The sequence below is a fragment of the Pleomorphochaeta naphthae genome, from assembly GCF_055396005.1.
This window is the reverse complement of record NZ_AP042457.1, coordinates 3,203,486-3,220,285: the sequence shown is the minus strand read 5'-3', so window position 1 is coordinate 3,220,285 and position 16,800 is coordinate 3,203,486. Positions and strand designations below refer to the sequence as shown.

At 28.9% G+C, this 16,800-nt stretch carries 13 protein-coding genes; 5 read left to right on the top strand and 8 right to left on the bottom strand.

The window, feature by feature from the left end; all coding sequences use genetic code 11:
* Window positions 1–102 precede the first annotated feature (102 nt).
* On the bottom strand, window positions 103–1,710 hold the full coding sequence (locus tag ACZ5SO_RS14615) for a mannitol dehydrogenase family protein (RefSeq protein WP_464625598.1): 1,608 nt from the start codon (window positions 1,708–1,710) through the stop codon (window positions 103–105).
* Between the two features lie 244 nt (window positions 1,711–1,954).
* Here ACZ5SO_RS14615 and ACZ5SO_RS14610 point away from each other — a divergent pair, with 244 nt between their 5' ends.
* The 5 genes from ACZ5SO_RS14610 (at window position 1,955) to ACZ5SO_RS14590 (ending at window position 9,434) form a co-directional block, all read left to right on the top strand.
* The gene (locus ACZ5SO_RS14610; RefSeq protein ID WP_464625596.1) at window positions 1,955–3,604 is read left to right on the top strand and encodes a glycoside hydrolase family 13 protein; all 1,650 of its coding nucleotides are present in this window, start codon (window positions 1,955–1,957) and stop codon (window positions 3,602–3,604) included.
* 267 nt (window positions 3,605–3,871) lie between these two features.
* Complete coding sequence (locus ACZ5SO_RS14605) at window positions 3,872–4,891, top strand: LacI family DNA-binding transcriptional regulator (RefSeq protein WP_464625595.1); 1,020 nt, start codon at window positions 3,872–3,874, stop codon at window positions 4,889–4,891.
* 70 nt (window positions 4,892–4,961) lie between these two features.
* Window positions 4,962–7,127, top strand: a complete 2,166-nt coding sequence (locus ACZ5SO_RS14600; protein ID WP_464625594.1) for a glycoside hydrolase family 65 protein — start codon at window positions 4,962–4,964, stop codon at window positions 7,125–7,127.
* Complete coding sequence (gene pgmB / locus ACZ5SO_RS14595; protein ID WP_464625593.1) at window positions 7,114–7,758, top strand: beta-phosphoglucomutase; 645 nt, start codon at window positions 7,114–7,116, stop codon at window positions 7,756–7,758. The genes ACZ5SO_RS14600 and pgmB overlap by 14 nt, the downstream gene beginning before the upstream one ends.
* Before the next feature lie 344 nt (window positions 7,759–8,102).
* The gene (locus tag ACZ5SO_RS14590) at window positions 8,103–9,434 is read left to right on the top strand and encodes a uracil-xanthine permease family protein (RefSeq protein WP_464625592.1); all 1,332 of its coding nucleotides are present in this window, start codon (window positions 8,103–8,105) and stop codon (window positions 9,432–9,434) included.
* Window positions 9,435–9,518: 84 nt separating this feature from the next.
* Here the strand turns inward: ACZ5SO_RS14590 and ACZ5SO_RS14585 are convergent, their stop codons facing one another.
* The 7 genes from ACZ5SO_RS14585 to ACZ5SO_RS14555 all read right to left on the bottom strand — a co-directional run bounded on the left by ACZ5SO_RS14585 (window position 9,519) and on the right by ACZ5SO_RS14555 (window position 16,796).
* Window positions 9,519–10,316: a gluconate 5-dehydrogenase gene (locus tag ACZ5SO_RS14585; protein ID WP_464625591.1), complete on the bottom strand. Its 798-nt coding sequence runs from the start codon at window positions 10,314–10,316 to the stop codon at window positions 9,519–9,521.
* Window positions 10,317–10,325: 9 nt separating this feature from the next.
* Window positions 10,326–11,168, bottom strand: coding sequence for a 5-dehydro-4-deoxy-D-glucuronate isomerase (gene kduI / locus ACZ5SO_RS14580; RefSeq protein WP_464625590.1), 843 nt, complete (start codon window positions 11,166–11,168; stop codon window positions 10,326–10,328).
* Window positions 11,169–11,186: 18 nt separating this feature from the next.
* Window positions 11,187–11,861 carry a GntR family transcriptional regulator gene (locus ACZ5SO_RS14575; RefSeq protein ID WP_464625589.1) on the bottom strand — a complete coding sequence of 225 codons (675 nt, stop codon included), beginning with the start codon at window positions 11,859–11,861 and terminating at the stop codon, window positions 11,187–11,189.
* 136 nt (window positions 11,862–11,997) lie between these two features.
* Window positions 11,998–13,350: an MATE family efflux transporter gene (locus tag ACZ5SO_RS14570; RefSeq protein WP_464625587.1), complete on the bottom strand. Its 1,353-nt coding sequence runs from the start codon at window positions 13,348–13,350 to the stop codon at window positions 11,998–12,000.
* Between the two features lie 40 nt (window positions 13,351–13,390).
* Entirely contained in the window at window positions 13,391–14,413 is a 1,023-nt protein-coding gene (locus tag ACZ5SO_RS14565) for a LacI family DNA-binding transcriptional regulator (RefSeq protein WP_464625585.1), read from the bottom strand.
* A 7-nt stretch (window positions 14,414–14,420) separates the two neighbouring features.
* On the bottom strand, window positions 14,421–15,941 hold the full coding sequence (locus ACZ5SO_RS14560; RefSeq protein ID WP_464625583.1) for a sulfatase-like hydrolase/transferase: 1,521 nt from the start codon (window positions 15,939–15,941) through the stop codon (window positions 14,421–14,423).
* A gap of 21 nt (window positions 15,942–15,962) precedes the next feature.
* Window positions 15,963–16,796: a carbohydrate ABC transporter permease gene (locus tag ACZ5SO_RS14555; protein WP_464625581.1), complete on the bottom strand. Its 834-nt coding sequence runs from the start codon at window positions 16,794–16,796 to the stop codon at window positions 15,963–15,965.
* Between the last annotated feature and the right edge of the window lie 4 nt (window positions 16,797–16,800).

The following is a 16,800-nucleotide window of genomic DNA, read 5'->3' as shown; positions in this document are numbered from 1 at the left end:
AAATACAATATTAAAAAAAATAACTCGGATTAAAGTTAATTTTAAACCCGAGTTATTTTTATATAATTAATTGCATCTTTAGTTTTTAAAAGTTATTCATACCTAGCTTAAGTATTTAATTAAAGTACTTCTAATTGCTCCCTTACCTGCAACTAACTCGGCAAAATATGATAAAACTAGAGAACTAATTCCAACTTCATATAAATTAACACCAAAGATTTTATCATTTTCTAATAAAGGTTTTAACTTTTCATCAAAAGGTCCTTTATCTCCTAATTTTATATCAGCTACATAAGCAGTTACTACACTAAGTAAAGGATCGGGTGATGGCTCAAATTTTTCACCATTATCATCAATTCCCATTAAATATCTTAACCAACCTGCATAAACTAAAGGAATAAATTTTAATGATTTAACATCTAAATTATCACTATTTATATAAGCCTTAATAGTTTCACCAAATCTGATAGATAATTTTTGACTAGTATCACAAGCAATACGTTGAGGAGTATCAGGCATAAAAGGATTAGGGAATCTAACATTTAAAACTTCATCAATGAAAGCTTTAGGTTCAATTATCTCTGGATCAACAACAACCTTCATTCCTTCTTCATATCCAATAATTTCAACAAGTTTTTTCAATTGAGGATCTTTCATTTCTTCAGAAATTAACTTGTGAGATAATAAACAACCAAATACAGCTAAAGTTGTGTGAAGAGGGTTTAAACAAGTACAAACTTTCATCTTTTCAACTTTATTTACAGTATCGACAGATGTAAAGAATACTCCACTCTTCTCTAAAGCTATTCTCCCATTTGGGAAATCATCTTCAATAACAAGATATTGAGGTTTTTCAGCATTTACAAAAGGTGCAATCCAAGTATTTTTATCAGTTACAATAATATCTGTATCTTCAAAATTATCTTTTTTCAACATCTCAACAACAGATGCATCAGGTCTAGGAGTGATTTTATCAATCATTGATAGAGGAAAAGAAATTTTAGTATCTAAATATGTTAAAAAGTCTTTTTCTATAAAATTATTATCTACCCATTTTTGAGCAATGGTTTTAACTGCATTTTCTAATTTTTCACCATTATGGGAGCAATTATCCATACTAACTAAAGCCAAAGGCCATTGAATAGTTTTATACCTATGATAAACTAGGGCAGTAAGCTTTGATAAAAATAATTTAGACTTGTTTAATCCGTTTTCAAAATCTTCTAAAGCAACCTTGAAATAATTATCATTTGAATCAACTAAAGAATAACCTTTTTCAGTAATAGTAAAAGATGCCATTTGCAAAGATTTTGCAGCAAAAATATTTTGTAAAGCTTGCCAATCTTCACTATAGCTATAATCACATTTAAAAGAAGCAGCTATGCTATCTATTACTTTTTTATCAATTGTGCCATCAGAATTCAAAGTTACTAATAAATTTAAGTTATCATGAGGAGCATAGATTTTATCAATTATTTCAAAATCAAACCCTTCTGAAACTATTAATCCAGTGTCTTCTATATCATTCTCTAACAAATTTTGCATCAATGCTGCAGGAAATCCTCTAAATATATTCCCAGCCCCAAAATGAATCCATTTTGGATTCTCTAAGGTGTTTTTTACCATTTTATCCCTATCATAAGTAGATATTTGATAACCCTTATCAATCCATTGTTTTCTATTTTTCATTTCAGATAAATTTAATTTCATACTTCCTCCAAATTAAATCAATACAAATATTCTAACATTCTAATATATTAGTTGTAAAGCTAAAACCTAGAATAAACTTAAAATTTTTCTTAAATTATATGGTAAAAATAAAAAAACAAAATTAAATTATTAGATTTATGATTTAAATATTTTTTTATCTTTTGTTATTTGAAATTTATGTTAAAATACACTCTTAGAATATTAAGATAAAACATCTTCTACATAGACAAAGGAGAAAACATATATGAAAGATTGGGTTAAAGACGCCGTTGTTTATCAAATCTATCCTAAAAGTTTCCAAGATTCAAATGGTGATGGCATTGGAGATTTAAAAGGTATCATTAATCGATTAGATTATTTAGAATATTTAGGAATAAATGTTATCTGGCTATGCCCTATTTATAAATCAGGGGGAGTCGATGGCGGTTATGATATCGCTAATTACAAAGAAATCGAAGAACAATTTGGAACCCTTGATGACTTTGATGAGTTGTTAGATAAAGCCCACAAAAAGAAAATCAAAGTAATTATGGATTTAGTAGTAAACCATACATCAGATAAACATCCATATTTCATTGAATCTAGATCAAACAAAACAAATAGCAAAAAAGATTGGTACATTTGGAGAGATGCAAAAGATGATGGCTCAGCTCCATCTGAAATTGAAAGTGTATTCTCTGGAAGTGCTTGGGAGTTTGATGAAAACAGACAACAATATTACTTACATCTTTTTGCAAAAGGTCAACCAGATTTAAATTGGAAAAATGATGAAGTTAGAAAAGATATCTACTCAATGATTAGTTGGTGGATGGATAAAAATATAGATGGTTTTAGAATGGATGTAATATCTGTTATTTCCAAAGATGAAAAACTCCTTGAAAATGGCGGCTCTTTTGAAAATTTTGCTAATGGGCCTCAAATGAATACATATCTAAAAGAACTAAACAAAAAAGTTCTATCGAAATATAATGTAATGACTGTTGGAGAAGCCCCTGGGATTTCAATTGAAGAAGCCAAAAACATGGTTAATGAAGATGAAAATGAACTAGATATGATTTTCAACTTTGATCATATTGGCTTAGAAGAAAATGAATATGGCAAATGGAATACTCTACGTTTTAAAATGAAAGATTTTAGAGCAGTTCTTGCTAAATGGCAATATGGTCTTGAAGATAAAGGATGGAATAGTTTATTCATGGGAAACCATGATCAACCAAGAGCTGTATCTAGATTTGGTGACGATTCAACCCCTCTATTTTGGGAAAAAAGTGCTAAAATGCTTGCAACATCAATTTATCTATTGAAAGGAACTCCTTATATATTCCAAGGTGAAGAAATTGGTATGACCAACGTTTTTTTAAAGTCTATAGATGAATGCAAAGATATTGAATCTATTAATGCTTATGACGATTTTGTAAATAAAAAGAAAATTTATACTGCTAATCAAATGATGCAAGTTATAAGAGCTAAAGGAAGAGATAATGCTAGAACTCCATTTCAGTGGAATGATAAAGAAAATGCAGGATTTACAGATGGAACACCTTGGATAAAATTAAATCCAAATTATAAACAAATTAATGTCGAACAACAAAAAAAAGATAATAACTCTATTCTTCAATATTATAGAAAATTAATTAATTTGAGAAAAACTAATGAGATTTTTAGAGATGGTAAGTTTTCTCTTTTACTTGAAAATAATGATGATATATTCGCCTATTCTAGAATTCTAGATAACAAGAAAGCTATTATAGTTTGTAACTATAGTAATAAAGAAATATCACTCCCTGCTTCTCTGTTAGAAGAAATAAAATCCTTAAAAATTGAACTTTCAAATTATGATGATAATTTAGATAATACTTTAAAAGCCTATGAGTCTAGAGTATATCTTTTCTAAATTCTCCTAAATTATTATTTCTACTATCTTTCCCTTCTTAAAAAGAAGGGATTTTTTTTCTCCTTAACTGAAAACTTAACCTTGTATGAGCATAAGGTTGCACGAATAATTATTAAAAAACTTCTCTATTTTTATATTAACAATTTTACAATTAGAAATAATTTCATACTATATAAGAAAATCTTATATTACTTGACGAAAACCAAACTCATGATATAATGAATATATAATATTGAGCAAACGGTTGCACAAAAAAGAGGAAACAAAATGCCAATAACTATTAAAGATATTGCTCAAATAACAGGATACAATGTATCAACTGTATCGCGAGCTTTAAATGGCAATACTAGAATTTCTAAACAAACTAGAGATAAAATTAAAGCAGTAGCGGATGATTTGAATTTCGAGAAAAACAACAATGCAACATCTTTATCCACGTCTAAAACAGGGAATATAGCACTTATATATCAAAGTTCTCTAAATATTGATGGATCAAAAGCATATATAGATAATTTATTTTTAACAATTCGTCATGAATTAAATAAGCAAAATTTAGATCCTATAATTTGTGAAGCCTTTAATTTTAAAGATAACTCTAGCAATTCAATTAGGTTAATAAAACAAAGGAAAATAGATGGTTTATTGTATCTTCACAACTCTATAAGTCGCGATGAATTTATCTATGCAAAAAAAATGAACGTACCAATAGTAAATATTCATTTTAAACCCAATTTTTATGATGATAGTGATTATTTTATTACTGATAATAAATATGGAGGATACTTAGCTGGTGAGTATTTACACTCTAAAGGTTGTAAAAAAATACTAATAGTTGCTTGTGATTCAAACGTAGGAAATGAACATAAAAATAGATCAAAAGGATGCAAGGAGGCTTTAAGTAAACATGGAATTAATATACCAGAGACAAATATTCTAACAATCGATACAACCTTTGATAGTGGTTATCAACTAGCATTAGAAAACTATAATTTCATTAAGCAATTTGATGGAATTTTTGCTCAAGCCGACATAGTTGCAGCCGGCTTAATTGCCGGGTTAAAAACAAAAGACATCAATGTTCCAAAGGATATAAAAATAATTGGCTATGATGATTGTTCTTTTAGCACTTTATTCAAACCCTACATTACAACAATTCATCAACCTAAAGAAGAGATTACTAAAAAATCAATAACTAGATTAATTTCATTATTAAAAGATCCAAATAAACAAACTCCTATTATTCATGAAAAAATAAAACCATCTCTAGTTATTAGAGACTCAACATAAAAAAGAAAAGTTTCTATTTAGTATAAAAAACTAATATGACTGATAAATTAAATTATTAAAAGAGGCAAAAATGAACAAATTAACTATTGAAAGAAATACATTTCCATTGACAAATAAAGAAAAATTATTTTATGAGACTCTTTTTCATGTCGCAAACGGATATATTGGCACAAGAGGATCAATTGAAGAGATGCCAATCCATCCTGGCACTTATATCAATGGTGTTTATGAAATAATTAAAGTCGAACAAGCAGAACCTCTTTATGGTTTAACAAACAAAAAAGACACAATAGTTAATATTGCGAATATTCAAGGTTTAGAAATTTATCTTGATAGGGAAAAAATAAATTTTGAAAACTGTAAAGTTGTAAATTTTAAAGAGACATTAGACATGGAAGGTGGAAAACTTTATAGAGAAACAACTTATTTGACACCTGACGATATAGAAATAAATATAAAAACTGAAAGATTAGCTAGTTTTGTTAGAAAAAACTTATTTTATTTTTTTTACAAAATCTCATCTAATACAGATAAAACTTTAACAGTTAAAAGTTTTGTCACAAATAAAGTATCAAATTATGTAAAGGAAAACGATCCTAGGGCAAATCATAAATTATTATCACCTGTTATTCCTTTAGAAAGTGACAAAAAAACTTTAAAATCTAAAATTAAAGAAAGTAAAATAGAATTAAAAGTCGAAACAAGATTTTTATCTAACTCGAAGAAAGAGCTTACAAATGATTTAAATACTATCACTTGTGAATTTGAAGATAAAAAAGAAATAATATTCGAAAAATATGTTCAAATTTCAGATAGTTTAAGAAATTGTAAAACTGATGAATACAATTTTAACCTTTCAAAAGAAGCCTTAGAGGAAGAGCAAAAAGATTATCTAACTAAATTCTGGTCTATCTCTAGAATTAAAATTGGCAACGATCAAAAATTAGAAAAAGCTTTGAATTATAATTTATTTCAACTAGAACAATCTAAATCCCAAGATTTATATGGACACTTAGGAGCAAAAGGTTTAAGTGGAGAAGGATACGAAGGTCACTATTTTTGGGATACAGAAATGTACTGCCAACCTTTTTTCACATTAACAAATCCATTAGAGAGCAAACAACTGTTAATGTATCGATATAATACACTAAAAAAAGCCCAAGAAAATGCTAGAAGATTAGGTCATAAAAAAGGAGCTCTATTTCCTTGGAGAACCATCTCAGGAAGTGAGTGTTCTGCATTCTTCCCTGCAGGAACTGCTCAGTACCATATAAATAGTGCTATCGCTTATGCAATTATACTTTATTACCAATTTACAAATGATAAAGAATTTATGATGAACTATGGACTCGAATTGCTTCTTGAAATATGTAGATTATTTTATGATTTAGGCAATTTTAACAATGAGAGATACGAAATACATGAGGTTACAGGGCCCGATGAATATACTTGTTTAGTAAGCAATAATTATTACACCAATGTCTCAGTAAAATATGATTTTGAGAATTTAGTGAAAATTGCAAATGAACTAAATTATAAAATTGATGAAGAGGAAATTAAAAATTATAAACTAGCTAGTGAAAAAATGTATCTGCCTAAAGACAATAACTTAAAGATTTGTCTTCAAGATGATACCTTCATAAACAAACCAATATGGGATATTGAAAATACAAGTCAAGATGATTTTCCACTCTTACTTCATCACCATCCCTTAGAATTATATAGATATCAAATATGCAAACAACCAGATGTGGTCCTAGCTAACTATTTATATCCTCAATATGAAAATGGTACCTATATTAAAAATAGTTATTATTATTATAAAAAAATAACAACTCATGATTCATCACTGTCTTCAACTATTTTCTCAATAGCAGCTTCTAGATTAAATCTAAGTGAAGAAGCTTTAGAATTTTTTGGAGATTCAGCATATCTTGATTTAGATAATTTAAAGAAAAATACTGAAGATGGGATTCATACTGCTAACATGGGAGGTTGCTATCTAGCTATAATTTTTGGATTTGCTGGCTTAGAAATAAAAAACAATTTTCTATCAATCAACCCTAAAATTCCAAATAAATGGTCTTACTTATCTTTTTCAGTAATTTACCAAGGAACAAAATTAGCCTTCAACATAAACAAAGATAAAATTGTCGTAACTAGCACTAATGATATCGAAATTTATGTAAATTCAAAAAAATATGAAATAAGGGAGAATGAAGATGCAACAATCTAAAGCAATCATTTTTGATCTCGATGGCGTAATTTGTCACACTGATCAATTCCATTATCAAGCATGGAAAAGAATCAGTGAAGAAAGAAATATGCATTTTGACAAACAGTTAAACGAACAATTAAAAGGAGTATCTAGAGAAGAGAGCTACAGAATCATTTTAAAAGAAAATAATAAAATAGAATCTCAAGAAAGCATAGAAAAAGCTATCTATAAAAAAAATATTTATTATAGAGAATTATTAGATAAAATGAATGAATCTTATGTTTCAAAAGAGGTTTTAAATACTTTAAAATCTATAAAAGAAAAGGGATATTTAATAGCAATTGGATCATCGAGTAAAAACGCAAAATTCATTTTAGATAAAATAAATTTATTAAACTCTTTCGATGCAATTAGTGATGGAACTGACATAACACATTCAAAGCCACATCCTGAAGTATTTATAAAAGCTGCAAATAAGCTCAATGTTGATCCACAATTTTGCTATGTCGTTGAAGATGCTTACAGTGGTGTAGAAGCTGGTTTGGCTGCTAAAATGAAAGTTTTCGCTTATAACCAACACCAAACAATTTTTAATAACAAAGATGTAACAAAAATATATAAAATATCTGATATACTTAAATATATTTAATTAATATTTTACAATTAATGTAAATTTAACTAAATTTATATATGGGCTTATCTTTTCCTCCTATAAAATTTCTCGATTAATATGAAAGGACAAAAAATATAAGATAACTTTGTCCTTTCTTTTTATCTCTATTAATTATACTAATACTTTTTATACTATACATAAGTATAGATTAAAATACCATATTTTTGATTATATCGATAATATTTTACCAATTTATTATAAAAATATTTTTTTTCCTTGTCTGTTGCATGAAGTTGCAATAATATAAATTTTTGAAAGTTTGTTGCACTTTGTTGTAACAGGAGAAATTTATATATATATTAATTTAGGAGAAATTTTGAATGAAAAGCTCAAATTCTAACGCATCAATTGAGAATATCTATCAATTAGATGGTAAAGTACCACTTGGGAAAGCTATCCCTTTTGGACTTCAACATGTACTCGCAATGTTTGTAGCAAACATCGTCCCAATCATTATTGTAGCTAGTAGCGGTAAATTAGACCAAGCAACAACAACAGCTTTATTACAAAACTGTATGTTTATAGCAGGGATTGGAACATTAATCCAATTATTCCCAATTTGGAAAGTCGGATCTGGACTACCTGTAGTTATGGGAGTTAGCTTTACATTCGTAGCAATCTTAAGTTATATTGCAGCAACTTATGGATATCCAGTTGTAGTTGGAGCAATAATTATTGGTGGTTTATTAGAAGGATCTTTAGGTCTTTTAGCCAAGTATTGGAAGCGTTTTATTTCACCTGTTGTTTCAGCTTGTGTAGTTATTTCTATTGGATTTTCACTATTACCTGTTGGCGCTAGAAGTTTTGGTGGTGGTTATGTGGCTGACTTTGGTTCTGCTCAAAACATGCTTCTTGGAACTGTAACTTTAGTTTCACTATTATTATTCACAATCTTTGCAAAAGGCTATTTAAAACAATTAGCTATTTTATTTGGTTTAATTGTCGGTTATATTTTAGCTCTGTTTATGGGAAAAGTAGATTTTTCAGCATTCCAAAATATTGCTTTTATAGACATTCCAAAATTTTTACCAGTAAAACCAGAATTCAACCTTGGTGCTATAATTTCAGTTGCACTTGTATTCTTAGTATCGGCTACTGAAACAATTGGTGATACAACTGCATGTTGTGTTATGGGAGTTGGAAGAGAACCATCAGAGAAAGAAATCTCAGGTTCATTAGCATGTGATGGTTTTGCATCTTCTGTTTCAGGTCTATTTAGTTGTTTACCTATAACATCTTTCTCACAAAATGTTGGAATTATTGCTATGACTAAAGTTGTTAACAGATTCACAATAGCAACTGGGGGAATTGCTTTAATTTTAGCTGGTCTTTTCCCACCAATTGGAGCATTCTTTAACACCCTACCTGAATCTGTATTAGGTGGTTGTACTATCTTAATGTTTGGCCAAATTGTAATCTCTGGTATTAGAATGCTAGATAAAGCTGGTTTAAATCAAAGAAATAGTTTAATTGCTGCTTTTGCGATTGCTATTGGTTTAGGCTTCCCTTCATTTACAGAACTATTTACCATATTCCCAACATTAGTTGCAGAGCAATTATCTAATAACTGTGTAGCTATTGTATTTATTATTTCATTATTTCTTGATTTAGTTCTTCCTAAAAATATGGAAGTTGTTAAAGAAAAGAATTAATAATTCTCATTAGTGATAAATTAAAAATAGCTTATGAATATGTTTTTACTCATAAGCTATTTTATATTTAAACTTTAAAAAATTTTACTTAGGTTGTTTACCAATATAAGCTAATATTCCACCATCTACATATAGAATATGTCCATTCACAAAATCTGATGCTTCACTTGCTAAAAATACAGCAGGTCCCATTAAATCTTCTGGAGTACCCCATCTTGCAGCAGGTGTTTTAGAAATAATGAAAGAATCAAAAGGATGTCTTGAACCATCAGCTTGTTTTTCTCTTAAAGGAGCCGTTTGCGGTGTTGCTATATAACCGGGACCAATTCCATTACATTGAATGTTATATTCGCCAAATTCACTACAAATATTTCTAGTTAACATTTTTAGTCCACCTTTAGCAGCGGCATAAGCAGATACAGTTTCACGACCTAATTCACTCATCATTGAACAAATGTTAATAATCTTACCATGACCTCTTTCTTTCATTGAAGGTAAAACTGCTTTTGCTACAATGAATGGTCCAATCAAGTCAACATCAACAACTCTTTTAAAGTCTTCTACTTTCATATCTAACATACTTTCACGTTTAATAATTCCAGCATTATTAACTAAGATATCAATAGGACCTAAATCATTATTAATTTTTTTAACACAGTCTTTTACTGCAACTTCATCTGTTACATCACAGACATAGCCTTTTGCATCAATACCAAGCTCTTTATAAGCTTTTAATCCTTTATTAACTGATTCTTGATTAGAAGTATTAAATGCAATTTTTGCTCCTTGCATAGCATAAGCTTTAGCAATAGCAAATCCAATTCCATAAGAAGCACCTGTTACCCAGGCCACTTTACCTTCTAAAGAAAAATTAACACTCATTTGTTTCTCCTATCTCAAATCTTCTGTCTTAATCCAATCTTGATCACTATAAGTTCGATTTTCACCAGCCATAGACCAAATAAAGGTATAATTAGTAGTACCACAACCTGAATGTATAGACCAACTTGGATTGATAACAGCTTCATCGCTATGTACAAGAATATGACGAGTTTGATTAGGTTCACCCATAATATGGAATACAGTTTGATTTTCTGGAATATCAAAATAGAAATAAACTTCCATCCTTCTCTCATGAGTATGTGCTGGCATTGTATTCCAAACAGACCCTTCTTCTAAATGTGTTAATCCCATTGAAAGTTGACAAGTGTCTAAGACATCAGGATGAATATATTGGTTGATTGTTCTTTCATTACTTTCAGCTAATGAACCTAAATGAAGATGTTTTGCATCTTCTAAAGTAATTAATTTAGCCGGGAAAGCTCTATGAGCAGGTGTAGAATTCATATAGAATTTAGCTGGATTTTGACTAGCTTCACTTGATAATAATACTTCTTTTGTTCCCATAGGGAGATATAATGCATCAAAATGTTTTAATACATATTCTTTACCATCTACTTTTACAAAGCCATCTCCACCAATGTTAATAATACCTAGTTCTCTTCTTTCTAAGAAAAAATTCACTCCAAAATCACTCATTGCATCGATATTTTTATCTAAAGCAATTTCCTTAGTTGTAGGCATAGCACCTAATGTTACAATTCTATCAACATGAGAATATGTTGAAGTTACATCATTTTCTATAAAAATGTTTTTAATTAAGAACTCTTTTCTTAGTTGCTCAGTAGTCATAGTTTTAAAGGGTTCTTTTCCAGTTGAATAACGAATATCCATACCATCCTCCTATTTATCTTACTTGATAAAATAAGATGAATACTCTCTTTCCATCATTCTAGAGAGTCGTCTTATTCCACCATTTAAGTGCTTATTAATTAATTTAATAATTTCCTTCTTATTTTTTGCTTCTATTGCTTCCAACATTTGTCTATGCTCTAACAATATTTCTGAGCAAGAACTTTTACTCACAATATCTAATTTTTTAAAACGAGTGTAATCAATACTTAAGTCTTGTAATAAACGCCATAAATATTCTTTATCACATCTATCGAACCAAATCTTGTGAAATTTCGCATCATCACAATAGAATTTAGTGATTGAAAAATCTTCTAAATCTAAGCTTAATTCTTGTTTTTTTAAAGCATAAAAACAATTTGCTATTGAAAATTTATCATATATATCTATGTATTCTAAGAGAACCTTTTCCTCTATTGCAATTCTCATAAATATTAATTGCTTAACTATTTTATGATTAATTAATGGAGCTCTCGACCCTTTATATCTTATTGTTTCTAACAACCCAGCATCTGCTAAGCGATGAAAAGCTGTTCTCACTGGTGTTCTCGAAGCAGAAAATCTCTTACAAATATCTGCCTCTATAATTGATTCTCCTGGCTTTATTTTTAAGCTCAATATTTCTTCTTTTAATGTCTCAAAAATTAAAGTTGCACTATCGATAAATTCGCTCATAACACCTCTCACTCTGTATACATAATAAAAATTTGTATACAAATTCAATGATTGAATACTAATTGACAAACTAGTATTTGTCAACTTTTATTAATTAAAATTTTAAATTGAGAAAAGATAAAATTAGCAGTATTAATTAAATAACCTTTTTACTTAACCAAACATTTCCATTTAGTCTTAATAAATAACAAGAAGATCTACAAACCCAGTCTATTATCATTGCAAGCCAAATTCCAAGTAAGCCATAAGTAAGTATTTGTGTTAGGATATATGCTCCAGTAATTCTAAATACAATCAAACTTATTAAAGAACAAACTAAGGTATACTTTACATCTCCTGCTGAGCGTAAAATATTTGGAGTTGCAAAAGCAAAAGTCCACAAAAGAGCTGTCATGATTAAAACGATAAAACTTATAGACGAAGCTAAAGCTGTTGCTTCTGCTGATAGATTATATAATAAAATGACAGGGTTTCTAATTAAAATTAAAAGAAACGCTACTATTGAAATTGACCCTACAGAAAAACTTACTAACATTTTAGCATAATGTTTAGCTTGATCTTTTTCTCCGGCTCCTAAACATTGTCCAATAATTGTAGTTGACGCTAATGATATAGCAACACCTGGTAAATTTGCAAAAGTACAAAGATTTCCAACTACTACATTTGCAGCTATTGAAGCAACTCCTAAACTAGCAACCATGCTTTGAACAGCAATTTTTCCAAATTGAAACACACTGTTTTCTAAACCATTTGGAAGACTGATTGCGAATATCTTTTTCATCAAATACCAATTAAATTTAACTTTAAAGATTTTTGTAATCCTCAGTTTTGTCTTCAATTTAGTAAGGAAGAATATAATGAGAAGTCCAGAAACTATTCTAGAAACTAGAGTTGCAATCCCTGCACCTTTTACTCCCATATCTAAACCAAAAATTAATATAGCATTTAATAATACATTTAAGAAATTCATTAGTATTGAAACTTGTAGAGAAATTTTACTATTCCCAACTGACCTAAATAAAGCTGATCCTGAAGAAAATAGACATAAAAAAGGGATTGATACAAAAACATAATCAAAATATATTAAACTATTATCTAAAACTAATTGGTCTAAATGTCCAAATATTATAGAAATAACGCTTTTCTTAATCGGTAGAAAAATAGCAGCCATTAATAGTCCAAAAATAAAAGATATGTAAATTAATTGTTTAGCTGCACCTCTAGCATTTTTTAATTCACCTCGACCTAAATATTGACTTGTTACAACCGCTCCACCAGTAGCAAAAGCTGTTACTAAAAAGAAAAACAAACCATAAATTGTGTCGATTAGTGAAACCCCGCTAATAGCAGCTTCACCACAAGAGGCAACCATGATTGAATCAACTATTCCAACAAGGATAGAAAAAAATTGTTCACCTAAAAGGGGAAGTATTAATTTAAATAAATATTTGTTAGAAAACCTTAATTCCTTTTTTTCAAAATCTACCATGTATATAAAATATTAGCCTTTATTTTAAGTATTAACAAGACTAAAGACTATCACGTTTAATTAACTTAGTTTCAAGAGAAACGTTTAAATGAGGATTCTCAACTTTTTTAAACATTTGATCTAAGATTTCTATAATAGCTTTCCCAATAGCCTCTCTATCTATGTCTAAAGTTGTTACTTGCGGGGTAGTATATCTAGATATTCTTGCGTTATTTACACCAATTACTGAACAATCAATAGGAATTTTATAACCAATATTAATTAACTTATACATAGTATGTATAGCAACAGAATCTGTACGCCCAAATACTCCATCTATTTTAAAACCAGAGTCTAATATTTCATCAATAGCTTTAAATAAATCTATTTCATTATTACAAAAATTAATAATCTTGTAATTTACCCCTTCAATATAGTTATTAGATTGTAATTCATCTATAAACCCTTTATACCTAAAATCATCTTTTGGACTTTTATTAAACGAGAGACTTTTAAAACTATCTACAAAAAGAATATGTTTTCTCCCTTTATCAATAAGAGTTCTACAGCACAATCTTGATCCCTCATATAGTCCTGTATTTATTAATCCAAAATTTCCCTTTAATTTATCGTATTTCCTCATTTCTAAAATTACTATAGGAATATTTGTGTTGATAAGATCTTGAATATATTTCTGTTTAAAAGTACCAGAGGCTATTAAGATAGCATCAAAGTATCTTTGATATATCTGATTTACAAAGCTATCACTATTTCTACTTTCACAAAGGGATATAAAATAGTTATTATCAAAAGCCCAATTATCCATTTGCTTCATTATTCTACTAAAGTGTTCACTTTGTAAATCATCAACTATAAAAAGAATATGGTTACTTTGTTTACCTTTAAGAGCTCTAGCCATAGCATTTGGTCTATATCCAAGCTCATTTAAGGCTTTCAACACTCTCTTTCTTTTTTCTGAGTCAACATATCTATTATTATTAATAACATAAGAAACAATTGTTGGGGAAACATTAGCTCTTTGTGCCACATCTTTCCTTGTTACTCTCTTGATATTTGTACTCATTTAAAACCTACTTAACAACCTTTTTTATTTTATATCTAATATTCTCTGTAATCTCAAGTCCAGTATCATAATCTAGCTGTTTTATCTCACCTTTAGATGATGGTCTTTGCCTTGTATAGCCATCACAATCCCAACTTGGTTTTTCATCATTCCAATACCTACATTTCCATTGATAACCTCTATATGGATCTCTTGTATCATTCATCCAATCTAGAATTCTTTTATGTAAAAACGCTCTATCTTCACAATATTCTTGATTTTCAATTTCATTTAACATTTCATATGGATCTTTTTCAGTATCATATAATTCATCAGTATTGTCCAATAAATGAATAGCAAGTTTTCTATTATCGCTAATCGCAGCTCTCATAAATTGTATTCCACCGAATCCATCATGATCTATTTCATATCTATGGAATTCACAAAATACAGTATCTCTTAATATATTTTCCTCTGGATTCTCTATGATTGGTCTCATACTCTTCCCTTGTAATACCAAAGGACAATCTATATCATAATAATCAAGCAAAGTAGGAACTAAATCAATATGAGAAGTCACATGATTATATTCTACATTAGATGGAGACTTTAAATAAGCTCCGCCCTTTATTATTAAAGGAACATGTGAAATTTCTTCATAAACAGAAGCACCTTTTAAACTTAGAGAATGGGCACCTAAGGCTTCGCCATGATCACTTGTAAAAATTATCATTGCATTTGGAAGAAGTTCTTTTACTTTATTTAAAACCCTACCAATCTCATAATCTGCAAAACTATTACAACCTAAAAATAGTTGAGGTTTTAATTCTAGTGCATCTTTATCTTCATAAAGAGTATCACCAGCCCATAGTTTTTGGTATAGTGGTTTATTTTCTAAATTATCATAGTAATTAGGCGTTTTTGGGAAATTATAATCTTTATACATTGAAGCATATGGCTCTGGACAAAGATAAGGTTGATGCGGTTCATCATAACTAACACACAAAAACATATCATCAGCACGGTGTTTTTCTATGTAATCAATTGCACGATTACTAACTCTATGTGCAAAAGTAAACTCTTCATCAATACCGCCGTTTACTAAAGATGTTGATTCTTTACGGCTTAAAACTTTTTCTTCATCGCTTAATTCATTTATATAACACCTCATATCATACCAATAATCTTCATCATAACCCTCAGGGCATATTCCATTACCAAAATAATCACCACCATCTAAATGCCATTTGCCTATAAATGCTGATTTAATATTATTTGGTTGCAAATATTCACCTATGGTTTTAACTCCTTGTGTTAATGCTACAGTGTTAGTTATTCCTCCATTTGAATGAGGATATAAACCAGTAAAAATTGCACTTCTAGCAGGACCACAAACAGGTTGAGTTGTATAGTTTTTATTAAATTTTACACCTTCACGAGCAAGATTATCCAAATTAGGAGTTATCATATTTTTATTACCATAACAGCCAAGCATATCCCACCTTGTTGTGTCAGTCATAATAAAAACAACTTGCCTCTTTTCTTTCATATATTTCTCCAATTATATTTTTTATCCTTTTACAGCACCTGCAACTAAACCTTTAACCATATATTTTTGGAAAAAGAAAAATACCAAAACCATAGGTAAAGTTCCAATTACTGAGATACTATTAATTAAAGACCAATCATAAGATAATTCACCTAAATACCTTAGACTTATACCTACTGATAAAGTTCTTAAATTATCACTTTGAATTAAAGTTGCAGCATGTAAATAATCATCCCATGTCATTAAAAATGCATATATTCCAACGGCTAAAATTCCTGGAGCAACTAAAGGAGTTAATAATTTAAATAGGATTGTATTTCTAGAAGCTCCATCAACTGTTGCTGCCTCTTCTATCTCTTTAGGTATATTTACAAAAAAACTTGATAAGAGAAGGCAACAAAAAGGAACTTGAGCTGCTACGATAGCTAAGATTAGACCACTTCTTGTATTAATAATACCTAATTTAGACATCATAGAATAAAGAGAAATCATCCTAGATATTATAGGAAACATTTGTGAAGATAATAAAATTGCGACAAATATTTTAGACCACCGTGTTGTAAATCTTGCAATAGAATATCCCGCAAATATAGCTACTATACAAGTTAATATTGCACTTAAAAATGACACTAAAAAGTTATTAAAATAGTAAACAAAAAATTCATTATTTTTAGTAAATAAATTTATAAAAGCATCTAATACTACATTTTTAGGAAAAAATGACGGTGGATATAGATATGCTTCCATATTAGTTTTAAAGGAAGTTATTAACATCCAATAAATTGGGAATAATAAAAATAGCATTATTAACGATAATACAACTATTTTTATAGTTGTTGATATTTTGATTTTCATAATT

Excerpts from the sequence above, each read along its gene's own strand:
- ACZ5SO_RS14615 (WP_464625598.1), bottom strand. The coding sequence starts at position 1,710 with ATGAAATTAAATTTATCTGAAATGAAAAATAGAAAACAATGGATTGAT.
- ACZ5SO_RS14610 (WP_464625596.1), top strand. The coding sequence starts at position 1,955 with ATGAAAGATTGGGTTAAAGACGCCGTTGTTTATCAAATCTATCCTAAA.
- ACZ5SO_RS14605 (WP_464625595.1), top strand. The coding sequence starts at position 3,872 with ATGCCAATAACTATTAAAGATATTGCTCAAATAACAGGATACAATGTA.
- ACZ5SO_RS14600 (WP_464625594.1), top strand. The coding sequence starts at position 4,962 with ATGAACAAATTAACTATTGAAAGAAATACATTTCCATTGACAAATAAA.
- pgmB (WP_464625593.1), top strand. The coding sequence starts at position 7,114 with ATGCAACAATCTAAAGCAATCATTTTTGATCTCGATGGCGTAATTTGT.
- ACZ5SO_RS14590 (WP_464625592.1), top strand. The coding sequence starts at position 8,103 with ATGAAAAGCTCAAATTCTAACGCATCAATTGAGAATATCTATCAATTA.
- ACZ5SO_RS14585 (WP_464625591.1), bottom strand. The coding sequence starts at position 10,316 with ATGAGTGTTAATTTTTCTTTAGAAGGTAAAGTGGCCTGGGTAACAGGT.
- kduI (WP_464625590.1), bottom strand. The coding sequence starts at position 11,168 with ATGGATATTCGTTATTCAACTGGAAAAGAACCCTTTAAAACTATGACT.
- ACZ5SO_RS14575 (WP_464625589.1), bottom strand. The coding sequence starts at position 11,861 with ATGAGCGAATTTATCGATAGTGCAACTTTAATTTTTGAGACATTAAAA.
- ACZ5SO_RS14570 (WP_464625587.1), bottom strand. The coding sequence starts at position 13,350 with ATGGTAGATTTTGAAAAAAAGGAATTAAGGTTTTCTAACAAATATTTA.
- ACZ5SO_RS14565 (WP_464625585.1), bottom strand. The coding sequence starts at position 14,413 with ATGAGTACAAATATCAAGAGAGTAACAAGGAAAGATGTGGCACAAAGA.
- ACZ5SO_RS14560 (WP_464625583.1), bottom strand. The coding sequence starts at position 15,941 with ATGAAAGAAAAGAGGCAAGTTGTTTTTATTATGACTGACACAACAAGG.
- ACZ5SO_RS14555 (WP_464625581.1), bottom strand. The coding sequence starts at position 16,796 with ATGAAAATCAAAATATCAACAACTATAAAAATAGTTGTATTATCGTTA.